This window comes from Streptomyces sp. KR55 (assembly GCF_052245645.1).
Classification (GTDB): Bacteria; Actinomycetota; Actinomycetes; order Streptomycetales; family Streptomycetaceae; genus Streptomyces; species Streptomyces flavusporus.
On record NZ_JBQQCE010000099.1, the window covers coordinates 1 to 25381 of the forward strand.

A 25381-nucleotide genomic window follows, 5' to 3' on the forward strand; every position below is an offset into this window, starting at 1 on the left:
TCATTGTCCTGACACTCGTCGGACTCGCCGTGCTGGACTGGCGGTTCCTGCTCGCCGTACTGCTGGCCGTGCCGGTCCAGGTGCTGTCCGTGCGCTGGTACGTGCGCCGGGCCGCACCCGTGTACGCCGAGCACCGAGTGGCCACCGGCGCGCTCCAGCACCAGCTCCTCGACAGCGTCGGCGGCGTCCGCACCGTACGCGCCTTCCGGCTCAACCGCGTGCACGCAGACCTCCTGGAGCAGCGGTCGAGGTCGGCCGTCGACCTCGCGCTGCGCGGCATTCACACGGTGACCGGGTTCTTCTCCCGGCTCAACCTCGCCGAGTTCATCGGGCTGTCGGGGGTGCTGGTCACCGGTTTCATGCTGGTCGAGGGCGGCTCGGTGAGCATCGGCACGGCGACCGCGGCGGCCCTGTACTTCCACAGCCTGTTCAACCCGGTCAACGCCGCGCTGTTCCTCCTCGACGACGCCCAGTCGGCGGGCGCCAGCCTCGCCCGCCTGGTCGGCGTGTCGAACCTCGCCGGCGAACCGGAGCCCGACGGCCGGGCCGTACCGGTGGACGGCTCGGTCAAGGTCTCCTCACTCGCCTACCACTACGTGTCCGGCCACCCGGTGCTGCGCGACGTCGACCTGGAGGTGGGCAGCGGGGAACGGGTCGCCCTGGTGGGGGCGAGCGGAGCCGGCAAGACCACCCTCGCCAAGCTGATTGCGGGTATCCACCAGCCGTCCGGCGGCACGATCACGCTGGGCGGCGTCGACGCCGGGGAGCTCGGCCCCGCGGGCGTCCGCCGCGCCGTGACGCTCATCAGCCAGGAGGTCCACGTCTTCGCCGGATCGCTGGCCGAAGACCTGCGGCTGGCCCGGCCGGAGGCCACCGATGAGGAACTGCGGGCGGCCCTGGCGACGGTGGGGGCCCTGGAATGGGCTCAGGCACTGCCCGACGGGCTGGCCACGGTCGTCGGCGAGGGCGGCCACCGGCTGACGGTGTCCCAGGCCCAGCAGCTGGCACTGGCCCGCCTCGTCCTCGCCGACCCGCCGATCGCCATCCTGGACGAGGCCACCGCCGACGCGGGCAGCGCCGGCGCCCGCGTCCTGGAGACCGCCGCCCTGAAAGCACTGGAGGGCCGCACAGGTCTGACGGTGGCGCATCGCTTGCCCCAGGCAGCGACAGCCGACCGCGTCGTCGTCCTCGACGAGGGCCGGGTCGTCGAGACCGGCACCCACGAGGAACTGGCCGCGGCGGGCGGGCGGTACGCCGCACTGTGGGCGGCGTGGGCAGACAGCCGGCAGGGGGCGGAGGGCGGAGCGGAGCAACGACTCCGGTGAGTTGCCGCCCGACGTCGGCGCGTCGCGCCGACATCAAGAGAGTGCCGTGCATCGCCTGAGGTCGGCGCTCCTGGTCCCTGCGCGGAAACTCTGGCGCACAAGAGGCAGGACATGCGGGACGCTCTACGCATGACCGTTGATATGGAAGAGCTCAACAGGCTGGCGGTACCTGGCCTGGAGGCTCTGACCACGCTGCTGGTCCGGGGAGTCGCGGACCACGCTCCTGCGCCGCCCTGCACCGACAGGCCGCCGCCGTAGTCACCCTGCACAGCAAGGGGCTTGGCCCGAGACCGCGCCCAATCGGCGCCTGATGGTCGAGTACGTCGCCCACCTCCAGTGGCTCGTCCGGGACGGGGACGACGCGGAGGCCGCCGACGCCGTTCGGGACGCGGTCATACCGAGCAACCCCGGCCAATCACTACGCCCAGACGAACGCCCTTGCCGAACGGCTCGGCGGCGGGCTGCTCGAGTCCTGTCTCGGAGAGACGCAGCTCTCGCATGCCACTCTCACGGCGGCCGGGTGCTTCAACCGGGTGTCGGACGACGCCCTTGAGCCGGCTGGTCTGGCCGGCGCCGTGGGCGAATGACAGATGGCCGCCGCCGGAGAGTCGATCTACGCCTCTCCGACGACGGCGACGGCCTGTCGGCCGGATCAGCCCTGCTGGGCGATCAGGCTCGCCGGGCGCAGGTCGGTCCAGTGGGACTCGACATAGGCGAGGCAGGCTTCGCGGGTGTCCTCACCGAAGGCGGCACGCCACCCGGCCGGTACCTCGGCGAAGGACGGCCACAGCGAGTGCTGGTTCTCGTCGTTGACCAGGACCAGGAAGCGGCCCTGCGGGTCCTCGAACGGGTTGGTGGTCATGCGTCGTCACTCCTTGTGGACATGGCGGTGAACAGCTCCGACAGCGGCTGTTCCGGGTCGGCTGCAACGGTCTGCAGCAGCCTGTGAAGTTCGTCGGCCAAGCGCCTGGCCTTCGCGGTTCCGAACAGGGCGGTCGAGTGGATGAGTTCGCAGTGCACCGGCCCCTCGCCCTGCGGCTCGTAGAAGCTGAGCGTCAGCTCGGCACGCACCGATCCGGTCGGTACGGCGTGGAAGGAGCCCATGCCGCCCTCCAACTGCCCGAAGTCGGCCTGCTCATGGTGGATCACCATGACCTGGGGGCCCCGCGGCGGCATGCCGGTCGCCCGTACGACCTCCTCGAACGGGACCTCCTGACGGTCCAGGGCACTCAGCGTGGTCTCCCGCACGCGGGACAGCAGCTCCGCGAACGTCGGGTCGCCCGCCGTGTCGGTGCGCAGTACCACCGTGTTGAGGAAGCAGCCCACCAGGTCGGCCAGTTGGTCGTCGGTGCGCCCGGCGACCATCGTGCCGATGGGCAGGTCGGTACCCGCGCCGTGCGCGGTGAGCAGCGCCGCCAGGGCCGAGTGGAGCACCATGAACATGCTGGTGCCGGTCGCCCGGGCCAGGTCGTCCACGGCCGCGTGCAGCTCATCGTCCAGGACGAAGCCCACATGGCCGCCGCCCGGCGAGGAGGAGCGTGCGCTGCCGTCCGCCGGGAGGGCCAGCTGGGCCGGTACGTCCTTCAGCGTCTGCCGCCAGTACGCCAGTTGCTGGGCGCCCCGGCTCTCCGGGTTGCTGAGATCGCCCAGCACCTTGCTCGCCCAGTGCGTGTAGTCCGCGTACGAGACCGGCAGCGGCTCCCACTCAGGTGCCCGGCCCTGCGTACGGGCCGCGTACGCGGTGGTGAGGTCACGGAAGAGCGGCACTACGGACCATTCGTCCACGGCCAGGTAGTGCGTGGTCAGCAGCAGCGCCTGTTCGCCGTCCTCAGCGGACAGCAGGTGGGACCGCAGCGGTACCTCCCGCTCCAGCCCCGGTGTGCCGGCGGCCAGTTCGGCCAGGCGGGCGTCCAGGTCCGCGCAGTCCTCCCGTCGCAGGGTCGGTTGCTCCGCGGTCCGCCCGAACACCGCGCCCTCGCGCTCCTCAAAGGCAGTACGCAGGGGTTCGTGGCGCGTTGCCACATCCGCCAGCGCCGCGGACAGCGCTTCCGCGTCCAGTCCGCCCGGCGAGCGCAGCACCAGCGCGTGGTCGAAGGCCGGGTTGCGGCGGTACGCCTCCCACTGCCGGCGCTGGACCGGGGCCACCGCCCACGTTTCCTCACGGTTCTCGACCGGACGCAGGGCCGGACGGGCCTTGGCCGCGCCCTCCAGCTTGGCCTCGATACCGGCGACCGTCAGCGCGTCGAAGACGTCCCGGATGCTCAGCTCGACGTCGAACTCGGCGCGGATACGGCCCAGGAGCCGCATGGAGGCCATGGAGTGGCCGCCGAGTGCGAAGAAGTTGTCGTGCACGCCGACGCTGTCCAGCTTCAGGATCTCGCAGAACAGCTCGGCGAGACGGGCCTGTGTCTCGGTGGCCGGCCGGGCGTCCCCGGTCATCGCGGACCAGTCCGGTGCGGGCAGTGCCCTGCGGTCCAGCTTGCCGTTGGGGGTCAGCGGCAGCGGGCCGTCCAGCGGCACGATCAAAGCCGGAACCATGTACTCGGGCAGCTGCCCGCCCACATGGGCGCGCAGCTCCAGCGGGTCGAGGTCCCCCGCCTCGGGGACCGCGTAGCCGACCAGGCGGACGATGTCGCCGTCGCGGTCGGGCACCACGGTGGCCTGGGCCACCGACGGGTGCGAGGTCAGCGCCGCCTCGATCTCGCCCAGCTCGATCCGGAAGCCCCGCACCTTCACCTGGGTGTCGACCCGGCCGAGGAAGTCGAGGTTGCCGTCCGCCCGCCACCGCGCGCGGTCGCCGGTACGGTACATGCGGCTGCCGGGCGGGCCGTACGGGTCCGCGACGAACCGCTCCGAGGTCAGGGCGGCCTTGCCGAGGTAGCCGCGGGCGAGGCCGCGACCGGAGACGTAGAGCTCCCCGACCACCCCCGGCGGCACGGGCCGCAGGTGCTCGTCCAGGACGTAGGCACGGGTGTTGGGGTCCGGCCGGCCGATCGGCACCCGGCCGGCCGGGCGGCCGCCGTGCTGCCGGGAGGGCCACAGCGTGGAGTTGACCGTCGCCTCGGTGAGACCGTACGCGCAGATCAGGTGGGCGGTGGTGCCGAAGCGCTCGAACAGGTCCGGCGGCACCGTCTCGGTGCCGACCAGGACGGTGGACCCCTCGGGCAGCTCGCAGCCGGGCGGCAGGGCCGACACGAGGGACGGCGGCAGGATCATGTGGGTGATCCGCTGGTCCGCGAGGAAGTCCGTGAGCGCCGGTCCCGCGACCCGGGCCTCGTCGGTGATGAGGACGAGGCGTCCGCCGTGGCACAGGGCCATCGACAGCTCGAAGACGAAGACGTCGAAGCCGATGGACGCGAACTGCAGCACCCGGCTGTCGCGTTGCAGGCCCATACGGTCGACGGCGGTGGCGACCAGGCTGGAGATGCCCTCGTGCGGGACGACGACGCCCTTGGGGCGGCCGGTCGAACCGGACGTGTAAATCACGTACGCGGCCTGGTCCAGGGCGACCGGGTCGCCCTCCACCGGGGACTCGGGCAGCCGGTCGAGTTCAGTGGTCGTCTGCGGGGCGTCCAGCAGCACCACTGGTGTGCCTGCCACGCCTGGGATCTTCCCGGCCACCGGTTCGGTACCGACGACCAGCGCCGTGCCGGCGTCTTCGATCATGTAAGCGAGGCGGTCGGCGGGGTGGGCCAGGTCAAGCGGCAGGAACGCGGCGCCCAGCTTCAGCGTGGCCAGCACCGTGGCGACCATGTCGACCGACCGTGGCACGGCCACACCCACCACGCTCTCGGCGCCGACACCGCGTGCGGCGAGGAGCCGGGCGATGCGGTTGGAGCGGGCGTCCAACTGTGCGTACGTGACCGAGCGGGACCGCTCCACCACGGCGACCGCGTCGGGCTGCTCGGCGAGCCGCTGGGCGAACAGGGCGGGCAGGGACGCCTCGTCCACCTCGCGTGCGGTGGCGTTGAAGCCCTCCAGGACCTGCCGCCGCTCGTCGTCGGAGAGGATCTCCGCCTGCGAGACGGGCCGCTCGGGCGCGGCGACGAGGGCGACGACGAGTCTGCGCAGCCGGTCGCCGATCCGCTCGGCGGTCTCGTGGTCGAACAGCTCGGTCGCGAACTCCAGACGGCAGGCGAGGGAGCCCGCGTCGCCGTCGGCGGCCAGGTGCTCGGTGAAGCTGAACACCAGGTCGAACTTGGCGGAGCTGATCCGGAACGGCACGTACTCCACGCGCAGTCCGGGCAGTTCCAGGCCCTCGCCGGTGCGGGCGTGGTAGCCGACCATCACCTGGAACAGCGGGTTGCGGGAGAGGGACCGGGTCGGGTTGAGCTTCTCCACGACCGACTCGAACGGGACGTCCGCGTGGGAGAACGCGGCCAGGTCGGTCTCCCGGACCCGGGCCAGCAGTTCGCTGAAGCTCGGGTCGCCGCCAAGGTCCGTGCGCAGCACGAGCGTGTTGACGAAGAAGCCGACCAGATCGTCAAGCGCCTCGTCGCTCCGCCCGGCGATGGGCGCGCCCAGGGGGATGTCCGTCCCGGCGCCCATGCGGTGCAGCAGGGCTGCGACGGCCGCGTGCACGACCATGAACATGCTGGCGCCGGTCTCGCGGGCGAGCCGCTTCAGCCCCTCGTGGACGTCGGCGTCGAACTCGATGTCCAGCTCGGCGCCGGAGAACGCCGGACGTGCGGGCCGGGGGCGATCGGCGGGCAGCTCCAGCTCCTCGGGCGCGCCGTCCAGCGTCGTACGCCAGTACTCCAGCTGCCGGGCGGCCAGGTTGCCCGGGTCGGCGGCGTCGCCGAGCAGCCGTTGCTGCCACAGCGCGTAGTCGGCGTACTGGACGGGCAGCCGCTCCCAGTCGGGGGCCTCGCCGGTGTCGAGGCGCGCGGCGTAGGCGGTGGCGAGGTCGCGCAGGAAGGGCCGGTCCGACCATTCGTCGGTGGTGATGTGGTGCAGCAGCAGGACGACGACGTGGTCGGCGGGTGCCAGCTCCACGATCGTGGCGCGCAGGGGCAGTTCGACGGCGAGGTCGAACGGCCGGTTGACGGCCTGGTCCACGATGCCAGGCACCTCGTCCTCGGAGCCGCTGACGTGCTCCACCACCGGGTGCGCCTGCTCGGCGGGCAGGACGCGCTGGAACACCTGGCCGTCGCGCTCGGCGAAGACCGTCCGCAGCGCCTCGTGACGGGCCGTCACGTCGGCCAGTGCCCTGCGCCACGCGTCCTTGTCGAGGGCACCGCGCAACCGCATCACCAGCGGGAAGTTGTACGCGGCCGAGGTGCACTCGATCTGCTGGATGACCCACAGCCGCTGCTGGGCGTGGGAAAGCGGCAGCTCCTCGGGGCGCTCCCCTGCCGTCAGCGCGGGGCGGGCGGCGGTGTCCGAGCGGGCCGCACGCTCCACCAGCTCGGCGACGGTCGGCGCCTCGAACAGGTCCCGGATCGCCAGTTCGGCGTCGAGAGCGGTGCGGGCGCGGCTGACCAGGCGGGTGGCCAGCAGGGAGTGGCCGCCCAGGTCGAAGAAGTCGCTGTCGATGCCGACGCTGCCCTCGGGCAGCCCGAGCACCTCCGCGAAGAGCGCGCAGAGCGTCTCCTCCTGCGGCGTGCGCGGCGGGCGGCTGGTGCCGGTGCCGCCGAAGTCCGGGGCGGGCAGCGCCTTGACGTCTAGCTTGCCGTTGACGGTCAGCGGCAGCGTCTCCACGGGGACCAGCGCGGCGGGGACCATGTAGTCCGGCAGACCGGCCTTCAGGTGGTCGCGCAGCCGCTGGAGCAGGTCCTCGCCCGCTTCCGTGCCGTCCTCCGGTACGAAGTACCCCACCAGGCGCTTGGTCCCCGCGGTCTCGTTCACGACCACCGCGGCGTGGGCCACCTCCGGGTGCGAGGACAGCGCCGTGGAGATCTCGCCCAGCTCGATCCGGTAGCCGCGGATCTTCACCTGGTCGTCGGTGCGGCCGAGGAAGTCCAGCAGGCCGTCCGGCCGCTGCCGTACGAGGTCGCCCGTGCGGTACATCCGCTCACCGGGCTCGCCGAACGGGTCGGCGACGAACCGCTCGGCAGTGAGGCCGGGCCGGTCGTGGTAACCGCGGGCCAGGCCGGTGCCGGCGATGTACAGCTCGCCGGGGCAGCCTGGCGGGACGGGCCGCAGCATCGCGTCGAGCACATAGGCGCGGGTGTTGCGGATGGGCAGGCCGACGGTGGGTGTCGCGCTGTCGGTGGTGGAGCCGCCGAGCGTGTTGATCGTGTACTCGGTCGGCCCGTACAGGTTGTAGCCGTAGGTGCCCTCGGTGCGGCGCAGCGTGCTCCACACCGTGTCGGACACAGCCTCGCCGCCGAGCAGGACGAGGGCGGGCCGGTGCTTCCCGGCCGTCTCGTCCCGGTCGAGCAGGCCCTCCTCGATGAGCAACTGGGCGTACGTCGGGGTCACGTTGACCACGTCGACGCGGTGCCGGTCGCAGTAGGCCACCAGGGCCTCGGCGTCGCGGCGCAGCTCCTCGTCGCAGACGTGCACCTCGTGTCCCTCGACGAGCCAGAGCAGCTCCTCCCAGGACATGTCGAAGGCGAAGGACACGGTGTGCGCGATGCGCAGCCGCCGCCCGCCCGCCGAGGCGATGGCCGGGTCGAAGATCTCCTTCTGGTGGTTGAGCTGCATGTTCGTCAAGCCCCGGTACGGGGTGACGACGCCCTTGGGGCGGCCGGTCGAGCCGGAGGTGTAGATGACATACGCCGGGTACTCCAGGCGGTCCGATACGTCGTGCGCGAAGGCCGGGCGCTCGGCGTCCGTGATCTCCTCGCCCGGAAGCGCGGCCAGTTCGGCGGCCACGGACTCGTCGTCCAGGAGGAGTTCGGGCGCGACGGGACCGTCCTCCCCGCGCAGGGTCGGAGCGACGGCCGTGGTGGACACCAGGCACAGCGGGCCGGTGTCCTCGACCATCAGCCGCAGCCGGTCGGCCGGGTGGTCCAGGTCCAGCGGCAGGTAGGCGGCACCCGTGCGCAGGACGGCGAACAGCGCGGCCACCATGTCGATGGACCGGGGCAACGCGAGGGCGACCACCTTCTCCGGGCCCGCGCCCCGTGTCAGCAGCAGCCGGGCGATCCGATTGATGTGCGCGTCCAACTCCGCGTACGTGAGCGCGCGCTCGCCGAAGACCAGGGCCACCGCGTCCGGCGTGCGGGCGACCTGGGCCGTGAGCATGTCCGCGATGGTCTCGTTGGGCACGGGCTCGCGGCTGCCGGCCCACTCGGCGGTCAGGGACTCCCGCTCGCCGGGCAGCAGCAGGTCCAGGGATCCGACGCGCGTGGTCAGGTCGCCGACGAGCCGCTCGACGAGGGCGCCGAAGCGGTCCAGCGTGGCCTCGGCCCGCTCGTCGTCGACCAGGTCGGGCCGGTACTCCAGCTTGGCCTGGACGGTCTCCGCCGGGTTGACGATCAGCGTCATCGGGTAATGGGTCGCGTCCACGCTGCCCACGCCCGTGATGCCGTGCCGCTCGGTCAGCCGCGTGAAGGCGCCCTCGTCGGCGAAGTTCTGCAGGACGTACAGCGTGTCGAAGAGCGTCGGGTGACCGCCCACGCGCTGGAGTTCGGCGAGGCCCAGGTACTCGTGGTCCATCAGGGGAACCCGCTCCGCCTGGATGCGGCGCAGCAGGTCACCGACCGGCTCCGCCGGGTCGAGGGTGATCCGCTGGGGCACGGTGTTGAGGAACATGCCGATCGTGCCGTCCACACCCGGCACTTCGGCCGGGCGGCCCGCGACGGTGGCGCCGAACACCACGTCATCGCGGCCGACGGTGGAGGACAGCACGAGCGCCCAAGCGGCGGACAGGACGGCGTTGAGAGTGAGCCCGTGTTCGCGGGCCGACGAGCGCAGCCGGTCACTCAGTGCGCGGCCGAGGCTGAGGGTGCGGCGGCGGGGGATGGTCGGCTCGTCACCGCGCTCGCGGGCGACGAGCGTCGGCTCGTCCAGCCCGGCCAGGGCCCGCCGCCAGCTCTCGCGGGCCGCGTCGAAGTCCCGGTCGGCGAGCCAGCTCAGGTAGTCCCGGTAGCTGCCGGGAGCGGGCAGGGCGCTGTCGTCGCCGGCCGCCGCGTACAGCTCCAACAGCTCGTCGAGGAAGAGGGACTGGGACCAGCCGTCCCACGCGACGAGGTGGTGGCTGAGCATCAACCGGTCGGTCGTGTCGGTGAGCCGGATCAGGGTGAGCCGGAACAGCGGGGGCGCGGCCAGGTCGAACCGCTGCCGCCGGTCGGTGTCGGATATCTCCGCCAGCCGTGCCTGCCGCTCGTCCTCGGTCAGGCCGGTGAGGTCGACCTCGGTGAGCGGGAGGGGCAGGTCGGCGGCCCGGGCGACGAACTGGACCGGCTCGGGCAGGCCGTCGCTGGTGATACCGGCGCACAGGCTCGGGTGGCGGCGCAGCAGGGTCGCGCAGGCGGCGCGCATCCGGTCGGCGTCCAGCCGGTGGCCGAAGTCGAAGGTGTCCTGCGCGGTGTAGACGTCGAGGGCTGAGGTGTCGTAGCTGGCGTGGAAGTAGATGCCTTCCTGCAACGGCGACAGCGGCCAGATGTCGGCGACGGGCGCCGGGCTGACCTGCTCGATCCGGTCGATGTCGGCCTGGGTGAGGGTGACCAGCGGCACGTCCGACGGGGTGAGGGACGGCGCGGCACCGGGCGTCCCGGTACGGACGACGAGCTCGCGCAGGGCGTCCGCCCAGGCACGGCCGAGGGCCTGCACGTCCTCGGCCGTGAGCACGTCGCCCTCCGGCCAGGTCCAGGTGGCCCGCAGCTCGGGGCCCTGCGGGGTGTCCGCGCAGACGGCGTTGACCTGGAGCGGGTACGGCAGGGCGAGGTCGGCGTCGGGCTCGACGCACAGCGCGTCCGACTCGACGGCCGGCGCCCAGTCGCTGCTCTGCTCGGCGGGGAGGCGGCCGAAATAATTGAACAGCACCTGGGCGGTGGAGAGTTGGGCGAACACCGGGGCGAGCTGCGGGTTGAGGTAGCGCAGCATGCCGTACCCGGCACCGGAGTCGGGGGCGGACCGCACGGACTCCTTGACCTGCTTGAGCGTGTCGAGCGGGTCGGCGGCGACAGCGGGCAGGCGTACGGGGTGGAGGCTGGTGAACCAGCCGACGGTGCGCGACAGGTCGGCGTCGGTGCCGTCGCGGCCGTGCCGCTCAAGGTCGACCAGCAGGTCGCCGTCGGGGGCCGAACCGCCGTGTGCGCGCCAGCGGGTGACAGCCAGCCGCAGCGCGGCGAGCAGGACCTCGGTGACATCGGCGCCGGCCGCAGCGGGCACAGCGGTCAGCAGCGCCCGGGTCTCCTCGGCGGGCAGGGTGACGAGGTGTTCCCGTGCCGCGCCGGACGTGCCGGTGCGGCCGGCTGCGGGCAGCAGTTCGGCGCCGGGGGCCAGGGTCTGGGCCCAGTACGGCAGTTCGGCCTGCCGCTGCGGCGAGGTGGCCTGCTCGGCGACCTTGCGGGCGAAGCCGCGCAGGGAGGTGGGGACCGGTTCGAGGGTCGGCCGCTCACCCCGTACGACGGCGTCCCAGGCGGCGGCCAGGTCGCCGAGGAGGATCCGCCAGGACACACCGTCGATCACCAGGTGGTGAACGACCAGCAGCAGCCGTCCGGGACGGTGCGTACCGGCGTCGAACCACACGGCCTGCACCATCACCCCGTTGTCGGGGTCGAGGCGGTTCGCGGCGGCGTCGGACTCGTCGCCGATGGCCGCCCGCAGAGCGGCGTCATCGAGGTCCCGTACGTCGACGCGGCGGAGCAGCGCGGCGGCATCGACCGTGCCCGGGGCGGTGGTCTGGGCGGACCACAGCGCCGGGATGGCCGGGCCGAGGTCCATACGGGTGAGGGTGAGCCGCAGGCCGTCGTGGTGGTCGAGGACCGCCTGGAGGACCCGGGTCAGCTTCTCGGTGTCGGCGCCGGCGGGGGCCTGCAGCAGCATCGACAGGTTGAAGCGGTTGATCGTGCCGCCGTCCTCGCGGAGCTGGTGGACGATCGGCAACAGCGGCACATCACCGACGCCGTCGGAGGCGGCGGCCTCGGCCGGGGCGCTGTGCTCCGTGCCGGTGCCGGTGAGGGTCGCCGCCAGAGCAGCCGGGGTGCGGTGCTCGAAGACGTCACGCGGGGTCACCGCCAGGCCCGCCTTGCGGGCGCGGCTGGAGACCGCCATCGACAGGATGCTGTCGCCGCCGAGGACGAAGAAGTCCTCGTCCGCCTCGACGGCGTCAATGCCGAGGACTTCGGCGAAGATGGCGCACAGCTGCCGCTCGCGGCCCTCGCGTGCGACAGCGGTACGACTCTGCAGCCTGCGTGCCTCGGGGGCGGGCAGCGCCTTGTGGTCGACCTTGCCGCCGGGGGTGAGCGGCAGCGCGTCCAGCCGTACGAAGTGGCTGGGCAGCATCGGTGCGGGCAGCGAACCACTCAACGCGGCCCGTACGGCCTCGATGTCGAAGTTGGCGCCGGCGGCCGGGACGAGGTAGGCCACCAGTTGCTTGACTCCCCGCTCGTCGTCGCGGGCCACGACCGCGACCTCGCCGACGGCCGGCTCGTCGCGCAGCCGGGCCTCGATTTCCCCGAGCTCCACCCGGTTACCCCTGATCTTGACCTGGTGGTCGGTGCGCCCCAGATAGGTGAGCACACCGTCTCCACCGAACTGAACGATGTCTCCGGTGCGGTACATCCGCTCCCCCGGACCGCCGAACGGATCGGCGACGAAACGCTCCGCGGTCAGCGCGGCGCGCCCGTGATAGCCGCGGGCCAGCTGCGCGCCCGCGATGTACAGCTCGCCCGGCTCACCCTCCGCGACCGGGCGGAGGCAGCGGTCGAGGACGTAGAGGCGGGTGTTCCACACGGGTCGCCCGATGGGCACCGAACCCCGGTCCTGGAGGCCGGAACCGGCCTCCCAGCTCGTGACCTGGATGACGGCCTCGGTCGGGCCGTACACGTTGAACAGCGGAACGCCGGTACGCTCCCGCCAGCGCCGGGCCAGCGGCACGGGCAGCGCCTCGCCGCCGCTGAAGGCGCGGCGCAGGGTGGTCCACCACTGTCCTGCCTCGTCCTCGGCGAGCAGGGCGCCGTACAGCGAGGGCACGAGATCGAGGCTGGTGACCTGCTCGCGGCGGATGAGCTCGATGAGGTACGCGGGGTCGCGGTGCCCGTCCGGCCGGGCGATCACGACGGTGCCGCCGGTGAGCAGCGGGGTGAAGATCTCCAGGACGGACGGGTCGAAGCTGGTCGAGTACTGGTGCAGGACCCGCTCCCCTGGTCCGTAGCCGAACTGCTCAGCGGTCCAGGCGAGTTGGCCGACGACTGCGCGGTGGGGCACGATCACGCCCTTGGGGCGGCCGGTGGAGCCGGAGGTGTACATCATGTACGCGGCGCTGTCCGGGTGGACCGGCACGGCCACCGTCGTCTCCGGTGCAGCGGCCGTCTCCTCGCCGAGTACCACGTGCGCAACGCCCTCAAGCTCGGGCAGCCGGGTCCGGGACGCGGCGGTGACGACGACGGTCCGCGCCCCGGAGTCGGTGAGCATGTAGCGCACCCGGTCGGCCGGGTAGTCGACGTCGACCGGCAGGTAGGCCGCGCCCGTCTTGAGTACGCCGAGCAGGGCGACGACCGTCTCGGCCGAACGAGGCACGGCGACGGCGACGACGGACTCGGGCGTCACACCCTGGGCGAGCAGCCGGTGCGCCAGCGCCTCGGCCCGGGCGTCCAGTTCGGCGTACGTGGTCCGCCCGACCTCGTGGACCAGTGCGGTCGCGTCTGGCGAGCGGTGGGCCTGCCGGGCGAAGGCCGCGTGCACGGTGTCGTCGGGCAGGGCGTGGACGGCGCCGGTCAGCCGGTCGAGGGTGGCGTGCTGCTCGCCGGCCGGGAGTGTGGCGAGCCGGGCGACCGGGCGGAACGGGTCGGTGACGAGCTGGCCGAGCAGCCCCTTGAGACGGTCGGCGAACCGGCGGGCCGCCGCCGCGTCGAGGCGGGCCGGGTCGTGGTCGAGTCGCAGCCGGAGCCGTTCGCCGGGCAGGACGGTGAGGGCCAGCGGATAGTGGACGGCGTCGCGGATGTGCGAGCCGGTGATGCGGACCTGTCCCGTCGGATCGGACGGCTCGCCCGCGTCGGGCAGATTCTCCACGACGACCAGCGCCTCGAACAGGTCGCCGCGCCCCACGGCCCGCTGGATCTGAGCGAGCCCCACGTGCTGGTGGTCCAGCAGCTCCGCCTGCTCGTCCTGGAAGCGCGCGAGGACGTCCACGAGCGACTGCTCGGGACGCCACCGCAGCCGCGCGGGAAGCGTGTTGATGAGGAGGCCGACCAGGGTCTCGACGTCCTCGACGGCGGCCTGGCGGCCCGAGACGGTGGTGCCCAAGACCACGTCGCGGGAGCCGACGACATCGCCGAGCAGCAGGCCGAAACCGCCCTGGACCACGCTGCTCAGCGTCAGCCCCAGCTGCCGGGCCCGGGCCGCGAGGTCAGCGGTCTCATCAGTGGACAGCTCCACGGTGATCGTGCCCGTACAACGCTCCCCCGTGTCCGCCCCGGCTACGGGCAGCCGGGTCGGGCCGTCGAAGTCGGCGAGCGCCGCGCGCCACGCACCCAGTGCACCGTCGGTGTCGCGGGAGGCGAGCCAGCCCGCGTACGCCCGGTACGCCGGGTCCTCCTGCGGCCTCTGCACCTCGGCCTGGCCGGGCCGGTAGCCGTTCAGCAGCCCACGCATGAGCAGCGACACCGACCAGCCGTCCACCACGATGTGATGCAGTGTCAGCACGAGCTGGGAGCGCTCGGCGCCGTACCGGATCAGCGCGGCCCGCAGCAGGGGCGGCACGGCCAGGTCGAATCCGGCCGCCCACTCCTCCCGCGCGACCTCGACGGCGGCAGCGGCCTGCCGCTCGGCGTCCAGACCGGACAGGTCGGCGTAACGCCAGGGCAGCTCGACCCGCTCGCCGATGAGCTGGACGATTCTGCCGTCCGGGAGCTGGTGGAAGGCGGCGCGCAACAGCGGGTGGCGGTCGAGGAGGCGCTGTACGGCGGCTCGCAAGGCCGCGGGGTGGACGTCACCGGCGAGGTCGACGGTGTCCTGCACGGTGTAGCCGTCGGCGCCGCCCTCGTCGACGGAGGCGTGGAAGTAGAAGCCCTCCTGGAGCGGCGTGGCCGGGACGGCGTCGACGAGGTCCGGGACAGCCGCGACGCACTCGGCACGCTCGGCCTCGCTCAGCGCGACGAGCAAGAAGGGAGCAGGCAGGTGCCCGCTCCGGCCCTTCGCAGCGCCCTCCCTGCCGCTGTCTCCGGCGAGCCGCGCCAGCGCCGCGACCGTGCGGTGACGGAACACCTCGCGCGGGCTGATGGCGTACCCGGCCTCCCGGGCGCGGCCCACGAGCTGGATGGCGACGATACTGTCACCGCCCAGCTCGAAGAAGCTGTCGTGGACGCCGATCGACGGCAGGCCCAGCACCTGAGCGAACAGCCTGGCGAGCGCGGTCTCGGCGGGGGTGGTGGGTTTGTCGTCGCCGGCCATCGCGGTCCATTGCGGCTCGGGCAGGGCACGGCGGTCGAGCTTGCCGTTCGGGGTGAGCGGCAGGGGGCCGTCGAGGCGGACGAGGGCGGACGGGACCATGTAGTCCGGCAGCGTGTCCGCGATCCGGGTACGCGCCTCCGCCACGGCGGCGTCAGCGTCCGTACCGGCTTCAGCCACGAGGTAGGCGACGAGCCGCTTGACGTTCCGGTGGTCCTCGCGGACGAGGACGGCGGCCTGGGCGATACCAGGGCAGGCCATGAAGGCGCTCTCGATCTCCCCCGGCTCGATGCGATGGCCGCGGATCTTGATCTGGCCGTCCGCCCGGCCGAGGAACTCGAGGTTGCCGTCCGTGGTCCAGCGCACCCGGTCGCCCGTGCGGTACATGCGTGCGCCCGGCTCGGCGCCGAACGGGTCGGCGACGAAGCGCTCCGAGGTGAGCCCCGGTCGGCCCAGGTACCCGCGGGCGAGGCCGCGCCCGGCGACGTAGAGCTCGCCCTCGGCTCCGACCGGAACCGGGCGGAGGGCCGAGTCGAGCACGTAGACGCGGGTGTTGGGGTCGGGGACGCCGATGGGCGCGGCGCCGGGCCGGTCGGGGTCGGCGATCCACAGGGTGGAGTTGACGGTCGCCTCGGTGAGCCCGTAGGCGACGACGACCTGCAGCCGCCCCGACCAGCGGGCGATCAGCTCGCTGGGGACCGCCTCGGTACCGACGATCAGCACAGCCCCGTCGGGAAGTTCGCAGTCCTGCGGCAGCGCCGAGACGAGCGACGGCGGCAGGATCATGTGGGTGGCGCGGTGCCGTGCGATGTAGTCGGTGAGGGCGGGACCGGCGACACGGCGCTCCGTCGGTACGACGATGATCCGGCCGCCGACACAGAGCGACATGATCAGGTCCCAAACCGTCACGTCGAAGCCGACGGACGCGAACTGCACCACCCGGCTGTCGGCGGTGATGCCGATGCGGTCGGTGGCGGTGGCGATCAGGCTGCCGACACCGTCGTGCGAGACCACGACGCCCTTGGGGCGGCCGGTGGAGCCCGAGGTGTAGATGATGTACGCGGCCTGGTCCAGGGCGATGGTGAGGCCCAGGTCGGCGGGGTCCAGGGCGGCCAACTCGCCGGTCGTGGACGGCTCGTCCAGCAACACCCGCTCGACACCGGGCATCTCCGGCAGGTCGGCGGACAGCTCCCGCGTGGTCACGACCGTCCGCGCGCCGGCGTCGCCCAGCATGTACGCGATGCGGTCCTGCGGGTGGTCGGCGTCCAGCGGCAGATATGCCGCTCCGGCCTTCATCACGGCCAGCAGGCAGACCACGAGTTCCGGCGAACGGGGCAGCGCCACGGCGACGACGTCCTCGCCGCCCACGCCCCGGGCGGCCAGAAGCCGGGCGAGGCGGTTCGCGGCGGCGTTGAGCTCCGCGTACGTCAGCTCCCGGTCCTCGCACACGAGGGCGACGGCGTCCGGGGTACGGCGCATCTGCTGCTCGAAGGCGGCGGGCCAGGACAGCTCGGGCACCTTACGGGGCGCCACGCCGAACTCACCGAGCAGCTGGGCGTGTTCCGCGTCGGAGACCAGCTCCAGGTGCGCGACCGGGCGGGACAGTTCCCCGGCGAACGCGTGGAGCAGCATGAGGAAGCGCCGCTCGTGCTCCGCCAGCGTCGGCTCGTCGCACACGTCAGCGTCCGCGTCGAAGTGGATGCGCAGGCCGGGGTCGACATCGAAGTCCTCGATCGTGATCGCCAGGTCGCTGACCGGGCCGAGCCACAGCGGGACGAGGTCGGCTTCGAGATCCCGGAAGCGCAGACTCCCGTCGCGCGGCAGGATGTTGACCGTGGGGCCGACGAGTTCCTGCACTCCGTCGACCAGTCCCAGGTCCCTGGCGAGGTCTTCGGCCCGGTAACGGCTGTGCGTGACGGTCTCGGCGATGGCCTCATGGACGGCGGCCAGGAGCTGGGTTGCGGTCATCTCCGGGCGGACGGTGACCCGCAGCGGCAGGATGTTGGAGACCATGCCGGGGATGTGCCGGGTCGCGGGGGCCTGCCGGGTGGTGACGGGCAGGCCGAGGACGAGGTCCTGTTCGCCGGTGGCGCGGTGCAGGTAGGCGGCCACGGCTGCTACCAGAAGGCGAGAGAGCCGCACGTCGGCGTCGGCTGCGGCGGTGCGCAGCCGGGCGGCGACCGGAGCCGGGAGTTCTGTCGTACGGCGGATGCGCCGCTGCATGGGTGCCGAGGCGCGCTCGACGAGCCGGACGGGCTCCGGGCGGTCGGCCATCCGCTCAAGCCAGTACGCGCGGTCCTCCGCGTACCGCTCGGAGGCACGGTAGGCGGTGTCCGCGTCGACCAGCCGGGAGAGCGCCCAGTCCGGAGCGGGGACCTTGTCGTCGTCCGGGGTTTCGTCGTCGCCCGTGTAGAGGTCGCCGGCGCGGCGGGCGATCTGGGCGATACCGACACCGTCGACGACGATGTGGTGGTAGCGCTGGTACCACCAGACGCGGTCGTCCGCGAGCCGGAGCAGCACCTGGGCGAACAGCGGGCCTTCGGCGAGGTTGGCGGGGCGGTCGCGGTCTGCTTCCATCCACCGGTGGGCCGCGTCCTCGGGGTCGGGCTCGCCGCTGAGGTGGACGAGGGGGACGTCGACCGGGAAGCGCGCGGGGACCTGGTGGGGTACGCCCTTCTCGGCGACGATCCGCACGTGCAGGCTTTCGGCTTCCTCGGTGGCCTGCCGGATGGCGGCCGTCAGGCGGTCGAGGTCGATGTCACCGTGGAGCTTCAGGACGAACGAGACGTTGTAGGCCGAGCCGTCGGGCTCGATCTGCTGGGCAAGCCAGATGCCGGACTGCCCGCCCGTGACGGGTGTACCGGACGCGGTTGTCCGGTCCGACTCGGCGTCAAACATCGTTCGTGGCCCTTCCTGATGGTCCCTGGCAATACGTCAGTGGTGGGTCGTCGCGTTGCGAGCCGCGCCCGCCGGGTGCGGAAAGGCCACCGGGCGGGCGGGTCGGGCTGGAGCCTGGACAGGTGCCGGCGGGCGGCACCCCGCCCGGCCTACTTGATGGCCTCCAGCATCGGTACGACCTGGTCGATGGCGTACGGGATCGACAGCACCGTGTTGAAGGAGAGCGCGGCGCCGATGTCCGGGCTGTCGTACGGCAGGAACAGGTCCCGCTTCTCCTGGTACACCTTGGTCTTCTTGTACAGCGGGTCGGCCTTCATGGCCTTTTCCGTGTCAGGAGTGCCCAGCCACACCGTGCGGTCGGCCTCCATGACGTCGAGGCGCTCGACGCTGAGATCGGCGATGTTCTCCTTGCCGAGGGCCTTGCGGTACTTCTCGGAGGTGGTGAAACCCATCTCCGTCAGGAAGATGACCTTGGGATCGTTGGGGGAGAACGCGGAGAACTTGCCCGGCTCGTAGGGCTCGCCGACGGCGACCGTCTTGCCCTTCCACTCGGGATGCTTGTCGCGGACGGCCTTGAAGCGGGCGTCGATGTCCGAGATCAGCTTCTCGGTCTCGTCCTTCTTGCCCAGCGCCTTGCCGATCTGCCGGGTCATGTCCTGCCAGGGCGCCTGGTAGTCCTCATGGCCCTTGGGCTGGGCGACGACCTTGGTGATCTTGGAAAGGGTGTCGTACTGCTCCTTCTTCATGCCCGAGTACTGGGCGATCACCAGGTCCGGCTTCAGCGCGGCGATCTTCTCGATGTTGTAGTCGTCGCGCTCACCGACGATCTCCGGCAGGTCGGAGCCCCACTTGTCCTTGGTCCAGGGCCACTTGCCGTACGGCCGCTCCTTGAACCAGTCCACGGCACCGACCGGCTTGATCCCGAGCGCCAGCACCGCGTCCTGGTCCGACAGGCCGAGCGTGACGACCTTCTTGGGCTCCTTGTCGATCGTCGTGCTGCCGTACTTGTGCTCCACGGTGACCGGGAAGGCGGACTTGGCGTCCGCGCCGGCCGAGGACGTGGACTCGGATGAGGCGTTGTCGGTCCCGCCCCCACAGGCGGTCAGGGCTAGCGCGGCGACGACGGCGACGGCCGCGCGGGGTACGTATCTGACGAGCCGCGTCAGCGCAGGTCGTGTACCAGTGGACACGGATGTTCCTTTCACGGGGATTTCACGGTGCGTGCTACGTGCCTGCCCGCCGTGTATGACGGCGGTACCGGCGGGCGGTGCGGTGTGGGGGGTGGGACGGGCGATCACTTGATGACGGTCAGCAGTGGCTCGATTTCGTCGATCGCGTACGGGATCGACAGGACCGTGTTGAAGGAGAACGCCGCGCCGATGTCCGGGTCCTGGTAAGGGACGAACAGGTCGCGCTTGTCCTGGTGGACTTTCAGCTTCCTGTACAGCGGCTCGGCTTTGATGCGGTCGTCGGCCTCGGTGCTGGAGGTGACCCAGACGAGGTGGTCGACGTCGAGCACGTTCAGCTTCTCGGCGCTGAGTTCGGCGACGTTCCAGCCCGGCTCGGCCAGCTTGTCGATCTCGGGGTGGAGCTCGAAGCCGAGTTCGTTGAAGAAGATCGCCTTGGGGTCGGTCTTCGTGAACGCCGCGTACTTACCCGCCTCGAAGCTGTCGGCCACGGCGAGCGTGCTCTCGGCCCACTCCGGATGCTTGTTCCGGACTGCCTCGAAGCGCGCGTCGATGTCCGAGATCAGCTTCTCAGTCTCGGTTTCCCTGCCGAGCGCCTTGCCGATCTGCCGGGTCATCACCTGCCACGGCGCCGCGTAATCCGCGTGGCCCTTGGGCTGAGCGACGACCTTGGTGATCTTGGAGAGGGTGTCGTACTGCTCCTTCTTCATGCCCGAGTACTGGGCGATCACCAGGTCCGGCTTCAGCGCGGCGATCTTCTCGATGTTGTAGTCGTCGCGCTCACCGACGATCTCCGGCAGGTCGGAGCCCCACTTGTCCTTGGTCCACGGCCACTTGCCGTACGGCCGCTCCTTGAACCAGTCCACGGCACCGACCGGCTTGATCCCGAGCGCCAGCACCGCGTCCTGGTCCGACAGGCCGAGCGTGACGACCTTCTTGGGCTCCTCCTCGATCGTCGTGCTGCCGTACTTGTGCTCCACGGTGACCGGGAACGCGGCGGAATTCGCGCCCGCGCCGGCCGACGCGGAGGACGTGGACCCCGCATCGGCGTTGTCGGTCCCGCCCCCACAGGCGGTCAGGGCAAGCGCCGCGACGGCAGCCACGGCCACCCGCGGGATGCATCTGGCGAACCGCGCCAGCACAGGGCGTGTACCAGTGGACACGGATGTTCCTTTCACGGTGTTGCGCAGTGCTGCCAAGCCTGCCGGGTGCGGTGCCACCAGGCGGGGCGCGGCGGTGTGGGGGGGGTGGGACCGGTGGGCGGACTAACGAGCGGTGCTGCCGATTCCGTCGGCGACCGGCCGGGCCTCGTCGGAAGCGGACTTGAGGCCCCGGTCGAGGAGCGAGTCCAGGATCTCGCCGACCCTGATGGCGGTGTTGGACAGCAGGGACGACGTGATGCCGTGGGTGTGCTCCGTGCCGCCCTGCAGGTAGATACCGCAGCGCAGGTCGGAGTCGGTCGCGATGCGGTAGTCGCGCTCGACGCGGACGCGGCCCGTGTCGTCGCGGAGGCAGCTGTCCGCGACCTCGCCGAGGAGGCCGAGGGGGTCGGCGGGGCTGTAGCCGGTGGCGAAGACCACGACGTCGGCGTCCAGCGTGGTCTCCTCGCCGGTGACGAGGGACTTGACGGTGGCGCGGACCTTGTCCGGCGTCTCCTCGACATCGGTGAGCCGGGACACGTTGAGGAAGCGGAGCCGCTCGGTGCCGAGGACCTTCTCCTGGTACATCTGCCGGTACAGGTCGTCGATCAGGTCGATGTCCACCACCGAGTAGTTGGTGTTGCCGTGGTAGTCCATCAACTGCTGCTTGACGTTCTCGGGTGCGGCGAAGTACTCGTCGACCGCCGCGGGGTCGAAGATCCGGTTGGCGAAGCTGCTGTCGTCGGCGGGGCTGTAGCCGTAGCGGGAGAAGACGGCGCAGACCTCGGCCTGAGGGAAGCGGCGGTGGAGGTAGGCGACATTCTCGGCGGCGCTCTGACCGGCGCCCACGACGATGAACCGAGTGGGCGCGGTGCCCTCCAACTCATCCACCTTCGCCAGCAGTTCGGAGTTGTGCCAGACGCGGTCACCGCGCTCGACGCCCTCCGGCATGAGGGGACGCAGCCCGGTGCCGATGACGAGGTTGCGGGCCCGGTGGACCACGAGCCCCTCCCCCGACCGGACCGTCACGTCCAGGTACTCGACGTCTCCGTCACGGACGACAGGCGTGACGCCGACGACCTCGTGGCCGTAGGAGACCATGTCGTCGACCTTGGCCGCGGCCCACTCGAAGTAGTCGTGGAACTCCACCCGCAGCGGGAAGAGGTTCTTGTGGTTGATGAAGTCGATCAGCCGTCCCTTGCTCTGCAGGTAGCACAGGAAGCTGAACTCGCTGGCCGGGTTCCGGAGCGTCACCAGGTCCTTGAGGAAGGACACTTGCATGGTCGCGTCGTCGATGAGCATGCCGCGGTGCCATCCGAAGCGCGGCTGCTGCTCGAAGAAGTGAGCGGTGACCGCCTCCTGCCTACCGACGCGTGCGTTGTGCTCGCTGAGTGCGATCGCCATGGCCACATTGGACGGTCCGAAGCCGATGCCTATGAGGTCGTGGACCGGTGGTGCGTCACCAGGAAGAACCTGTGACATGTCACTCCCATCGTGCGGGGCCGCCGCCTGTCGAGCGTGCGGAGAGTGAAGGTGGGCACGCCGATGGAGCGGCTCACCAAACTTAGGCGAGGCTAAGCTAAACCTGTGAAGCTGTCGATAGGACAAAACGGACGGCCGGACATCGGCAGCTGTCAACTGGGGCACGGTGTACAGGCGTTGCAAACCAAGGTAAGCCTTGCTTTACTTGCCGCCGGTCTATCCCTGCTCTGAGGAGGAACCCCATGCGGGTCGTCATGTTCGGTTACCAGACCTGGGGGCACCGCACCCTGCAAGCCCTCCTGGACTCCGAACACGACGTGGTCCTGGTCGTGACGCACCCCAAGAGCGAGCACGCGTACGAGAAGATCTGGAGCGACTCCGTCGCCGACCTCGCCGAGGAACACGGCGTTCCGGTGCTGATCCGCAACCGCCCTGACGACGACGAGCTGTTCGAGCGTCTCAAGGAGGCCGACCCGGACATCATCGTGGCGAACAACTGGCGGACGTGGATCCCGCCGCGCATCTTCGACCTGCCGCGCCACGGCACGCTGAACGTGCACGACTCGCTGCTGCCGAAGTACGCCGGCTTCTCCCCGCTGATCTGGGCACTGATCAACGGCGAGTCCGAAGTGGGCGTCACCGCCCACATGATGAACGACGAACTCGACGCCGGCGACATCGTCCGGCAGGAGGCGGTGCCGGTCGGACCGACGGACACCGCCACGGACCTCTTCCACAAGACCGTCGACCTGATCGCCCCGGTCACGATCGGCGCGCTCGACCTCATCGCCGCCGGGCAGACGGAGTTCACCAAGCAGGACAGGTCCCAGGCGAGCTTCTTCCACAAGCGGTCCGCCGAGGACATCCGCATCGACTGGACCTGGCCGGCGGAGGACCTCGAACGCCTCGTCCGCGCCCAGTCCGAGCCGTACCCCAGCGCCTTCACCTTCCACAAGGGCAGGCGACTCGAGATCCTGGCCGCCGTGGTGTCCCAGGGCCGCTACGGCGGTACACCCGGCCGGATCTTCTATCGCGAGGGCGACGGCGTGGTGATCGTCGCCGGGGCCGACGCGCGCACCGGCCGCAATCACGGCCTGGCCATCACGCGCGTACGGACCGAGGACGGCCGGGAGCTGGGCGCGACGGAGTACTTCACCTCCATGGGCGGCTACCTGACCAGCCACCCCTGACCTGATCCGCCGGCCGGCCTCCCCTCAGAAGTTCCTGACCACCTCGGCCCCCAGCCACAACAGGATGGCCAGGGCCGCGAGCACACCGACGGCCTGCACGACCCAGCGCGGAATTCCACTCATGGCACCCGTCCTCACCGAGTGGGTGTACACGTCCTGCCCCCCACCTACCCTCAATGGCCGGACTCCCCACCCCCGGGCCCTGCACACGTAGGTGCCTGAACCCTGGAGGGAATACCCCAGGGGGGTATACGTTGAGGAGGTGGACGGTTCACGCTGGACAGGAATGGGATGAAGGCCATGGACCACAGCTCGCACCACGCAGGGCACGCGGGAGCGTCCTGGGGCATGGCGGTGAAGGCGACGCTGCACTGCCTGACCGGCTGCGCCATCGGCGAGATCCTCGGCATGGTCATCGGCACGGCGCTGCTGTGGGGCAACGTGCCCACCATGGTCCTGGCGATCGCGCTGGCGTTCCTCTTCGGCTACTCGTTCACGCTGTTCGCGGTACTCCGGGCCGGCCTGAACCTCCGGAGCGCGATCAAGGTCGCGCTGGCCGCCGACACCGTCTCGATCGCCGTGATGGAGTTCGTCGACAACGCCATCATCGCCCTCACCCCGGGCGCGATGGACGCCCATCTGTCCGACGGGCTGTTCTGGTCGGCCCTGCTGGGCGGGTTCGCGGTCGCCTTCGTGATCACCACTCCGGTCAACAAGTGGATGATCGGCCGCGGCAAGGGCCACGCCGTCGTCCACGCCCACGCCCACGCCCACGCCCACCACTGACGACCGGACCGGCAGGCGGGGCCGTTCCGGCGCGCCGCCTGCCGACTGGAATGCCGGCGGTTCAGGACGGGCGGGCGACGGGCAGCCAGATGCGCATGCCCGTCGGTCCCCGCTCGGCCCACCGGTGGTACGGGACGAGGGCGAGCTCCATGGACGCGGTACTGCCCGTTCCGCGTACGTCGGCCGGTGTCCCGTACGGCCAGGCCGGTTCGGGATCGTTCCGGTGGTTCGTGGAGGCCCTGACCGTGACGCGGCGCTCGTGGTCCATGGGCGCTGCGCGGGTGTCCACTGTCAGATCGTCGAGCTCGGTGCCGTCCGGGAGGTCGACGGATTCCGCGCAGTACACGAGCGGGCCGCGTTCGACGGCGACGCAGCCCCGGAGGGCGTCGATGCGGTGATCCGGCCAGGTGAAGCGCGGGGTCATCGGGAGGTGGAGCCGGATCTCCTCCCCGGGCTCGAGTTCGCGGTCCACGACGGCCAGGCCCGGTGGGACGGGGCGTCGGCGCCCGCCCTCGTCCAGCTCGGCGCCCCGGGCCCAGGCGGGCACGCGCAGCCGGAGCGTCACCGGCCCTTCGGACGCCTGCAGGACCCGCACGGTCACGAGACCGTCCCGCGGGTAGTCCGTCTCGACCTCGAGCGACACGGACCGCCCGTCCCCCAGCTCGGCCTCGATCCGGGCGCCGGCGTACTGCAGCAGCGTCAGTTCGTGCCGCCCGGCCGTGGCGAGGTAGGTGTGCCAGGTGGCCAGCGTGCGGGCGACGTTGGTGGGGCAGCACGACACGTCGAACCAGGCGGCGCGGGAACCGCCCTCGGCGCGGGGGCTCACGGCGTCGTCGTCGGAGGCCGCGCCGGGCACCCGCTGCTGGAGCGGGTTGGCGTAGAAGAACGCCCGCCCGTCCGAACGCGGCGAGGTGGCGATGATGTTGAAGAAGGTGCGCTCGGCGAGGTCGGCGTACCGGACGTCTCCGGTGGCGAGATACAGCCGCCACGACACCATGACCGAGGCCACGCCGGCGCAGGTCTCGCAGTAGGCGCGGTCCGGAGGCAGCTCCCAGTCCTCGCCGAACCCCTCGTCCTGGTGCCGGGAACCCATGCCGCCGGTCAGATGGGTGCGCCGCGCCACCGCGTTCGCCCACTGGCGCTCGACGGCGGCGAGGAGCTCCTGGTCGTCCTGCTCCACGGCGACGTCGACGGCGGCGGCCGACAGGTACAGCGCGCGCACGGCGTGGCCGCGCCAGGTGTCGGCCTCGCGGATCGGCACGTCGTCCTGGAAGTAGGCGCGGCCGAGCGGGATGTCCTTCAGGGTGCCGTGCCCGCGGCGGTCCAGGAACAGCCGCGCCTGCTCGACGTAGCGGCTCTCGCCCAGCGCGCGCCCCAGCTCGGCCAGTCCGACCTCGATCTCGGGATGGCCGCAGATGCCCTGCAGCCCGTCGGGGCCGAAGGTGTCGCAGACGTGGTCGGCGGCCCGGCGGGCGACGGCCACGAGCTCGTCCGGGCCGGTCGTGCGGAGCCGGGCGACGGCGGCCTGCAGCAGGTGCCCGGTGCAGTACAGCTCGTGGCCGAACTCCAGGTCGCTGTAGCGGGGCTGCCGGCCGGTGTGCCCGAAGCAGGTGTTGAGGTAGCCGTCCGCGTCCTGGGCGCGGGCGATGCGTGCGGTGAGCCGGCGCACGGCGTCGTCATGGACCTGATCGCCCGAACGGCCGTACTCCCACGCCAGGGCCTCGATGAGCTTGTAGACCTCGGAGTCGGCGAAGGACCAGCCGGCCCGGTCGGGTCCGGTCGTGCCGTCGGCGACCCGGTCGAAGTTGGCGAGCCAGCCCAGGCGTTCCATCCACTGCTCGCAGTGCTCGAGGGTCGCCGTGGCGTTGGTC

The 25381-nt window shown here is 71.5% G+C and carries 9 protein-coding genes; 3 read left to right on the forward strand and 6 right to left on the reverse strand.

Annotation, left to right across the window (positions count from 1 at the left end):
- Positions 1–1325, forward strand: a 1325-nt coding sequence (locus tag ACTWQJ_RS16885) for an ABC transporter ATP-binding protein (RefSeq protein WP_443307455.1), incomplete at its 5' end; no start/stop codon positions are given.
- Positions 1326–1977: 652 nt separating this feature from the next.
- On the opposite strand, the gene ACTWQJ_RS16890 is transcribed toward ACTWQJ_RS16885, so the two are convergent.
- The 5 genes from ACTWQJ_RS16890 to ACTWQJ_RS16910 form a co-directional block, all read right to left on the reverse strand.
- A complete protein-coding gene (locus ACTWQJ_RS16890; RefSeq protein WP_443307456.1) occupies positions 1978–2187 on the reverse strand; it encodes an MbtH family protein in 210 nt (69 codons plus the stop codon).
- Positions 2184–17726: an amino acid adenylation domain-containing protein gene (locus tag ACTWQJ_RS16895; RefSeq protein ID WP_443307457.1), complete on the reverse strand. Its 15543-nt coding sequence runs from the start codon at positions 17724–17726 to the stop codon at positions 2184–2186. The genes ACTWQJ_RS16890 and ACTWQJ_RS16895 overlap by 4 nt, the downstream gene beginning before the upstream one ends.
- 149 nt (positions 17727–17875) lie before the next feature.
- Complete coding sequence (locus tag ACTWQJ_RS16900) at positions 17876–18916, reverse strand: iron-siderophore ABC transporter substrate-binding protein (protein ID WP_443307458.1); 1041 nt, start codon at positions 18914–18916, stop codon at positions 17876–17878.
- Positions 18917–19020: 104 nt separating this feature from the next.
- Complete coding sequence (locus ACTWQJ_RS16905; protein WP_443307459.1) at positions 19021–20076, reverse strand: iron-siderophore ABC transporter substrate-binding protein; 1056 nt, start codon at positions 20074–20076, stop codon at positions 19021–19023.
- 102 nt (positions 20077–20178) lie between these two features.
- Positions 20179–21534, reverse strand: coding sequence for a lysine N(6)-hydroxylase/L-ornithine N(5)-oxygenase family protein (locus ACTWQJ_RS16910; protein ID WP_443307460.1), 1356 nt, complete (start codon positions 21532–21534; stop codon positions 20179–20181).
- Positions 21535–21776: 242 nt separating this feature from the next.
- Here ACTWQJ_RS16910 and ACTWQJ_RS16915 point away from each other — a divergent pair, with 242 nt between their 5' ends.
- Positions 21777–22724, forward strand: coding sequence for a methionyl-tRNA formyltransferase (locus ACTWQJ_RS16915; protein ID WP_443307461.1), 948 nt, complete (start codon positions 21777–21779; stop codon positions 22722–22724).
- A 300-nt stretch (positions 22725–23024) separates the two neighbouring features.
- Entirely contained in the window at positions 23025–23510 is a 486-nt protein-coding gene (locus tag ACTWQJ_RS16920) for a DUF4396 domain-containing protein (protein ID WP_443307462.1), read from the forward strand.
- Positions 23511–23571: 61 nt separating this feature from the next.
- On the opposite strand, the gene ACTWQJ_RS16925 is transcribed toward ACTWQJ_RS16920, so the two are convergent.
- Positions 23572–25381: glycoside hydrolase family 127 protein (locus ACTWQJ_RS16925; RefSeq protein WP_443307463.1), on the reverse strand; the 1810-nt coding region annotated here is incomplete at its 5' end.

Bases quoted from the DNA above. Each gene is read 5' to 3' on its own strand.
- ACTWQJ_RS16915 (WP_443307461.1), top strand. From the start codon at position 21,777: ATGCGGGTCGTCATGTTCGGTTACCAGACCTGGGGGCACCGCACCCTG.
- ACTWQJ_RS16890 (WP_443307456.1), bottom strand. From the start codon at position 2,187: ATGACCACCAACCCGTTCGAGGACCCGCAGGGCCGCTTCCTGGTCCTG.
- ACTWQJ_RS16895 (WP_443307457.1), bottom strand. From the start codon at position 17,726: ATGTTTGACGCCGAGTCGGACCGGACAACCGCGTCCGGTACACCCGTC.
- ACTWQJ_RS16910 (WP_443307460.1), bottom strand. From the start codon at position 21,534: ATGTCACAGGTTCTTCCTGGTGACGCACCACCGGTCCACGACCTCATA.
- ACTWQJ_RS16920 (WP_443307462.1), top strand. From the start codon at position 23,025: ATGGACCACAGCTCGCACCACGCAGGGCACGCGGGAGCGTCCTGGGGC.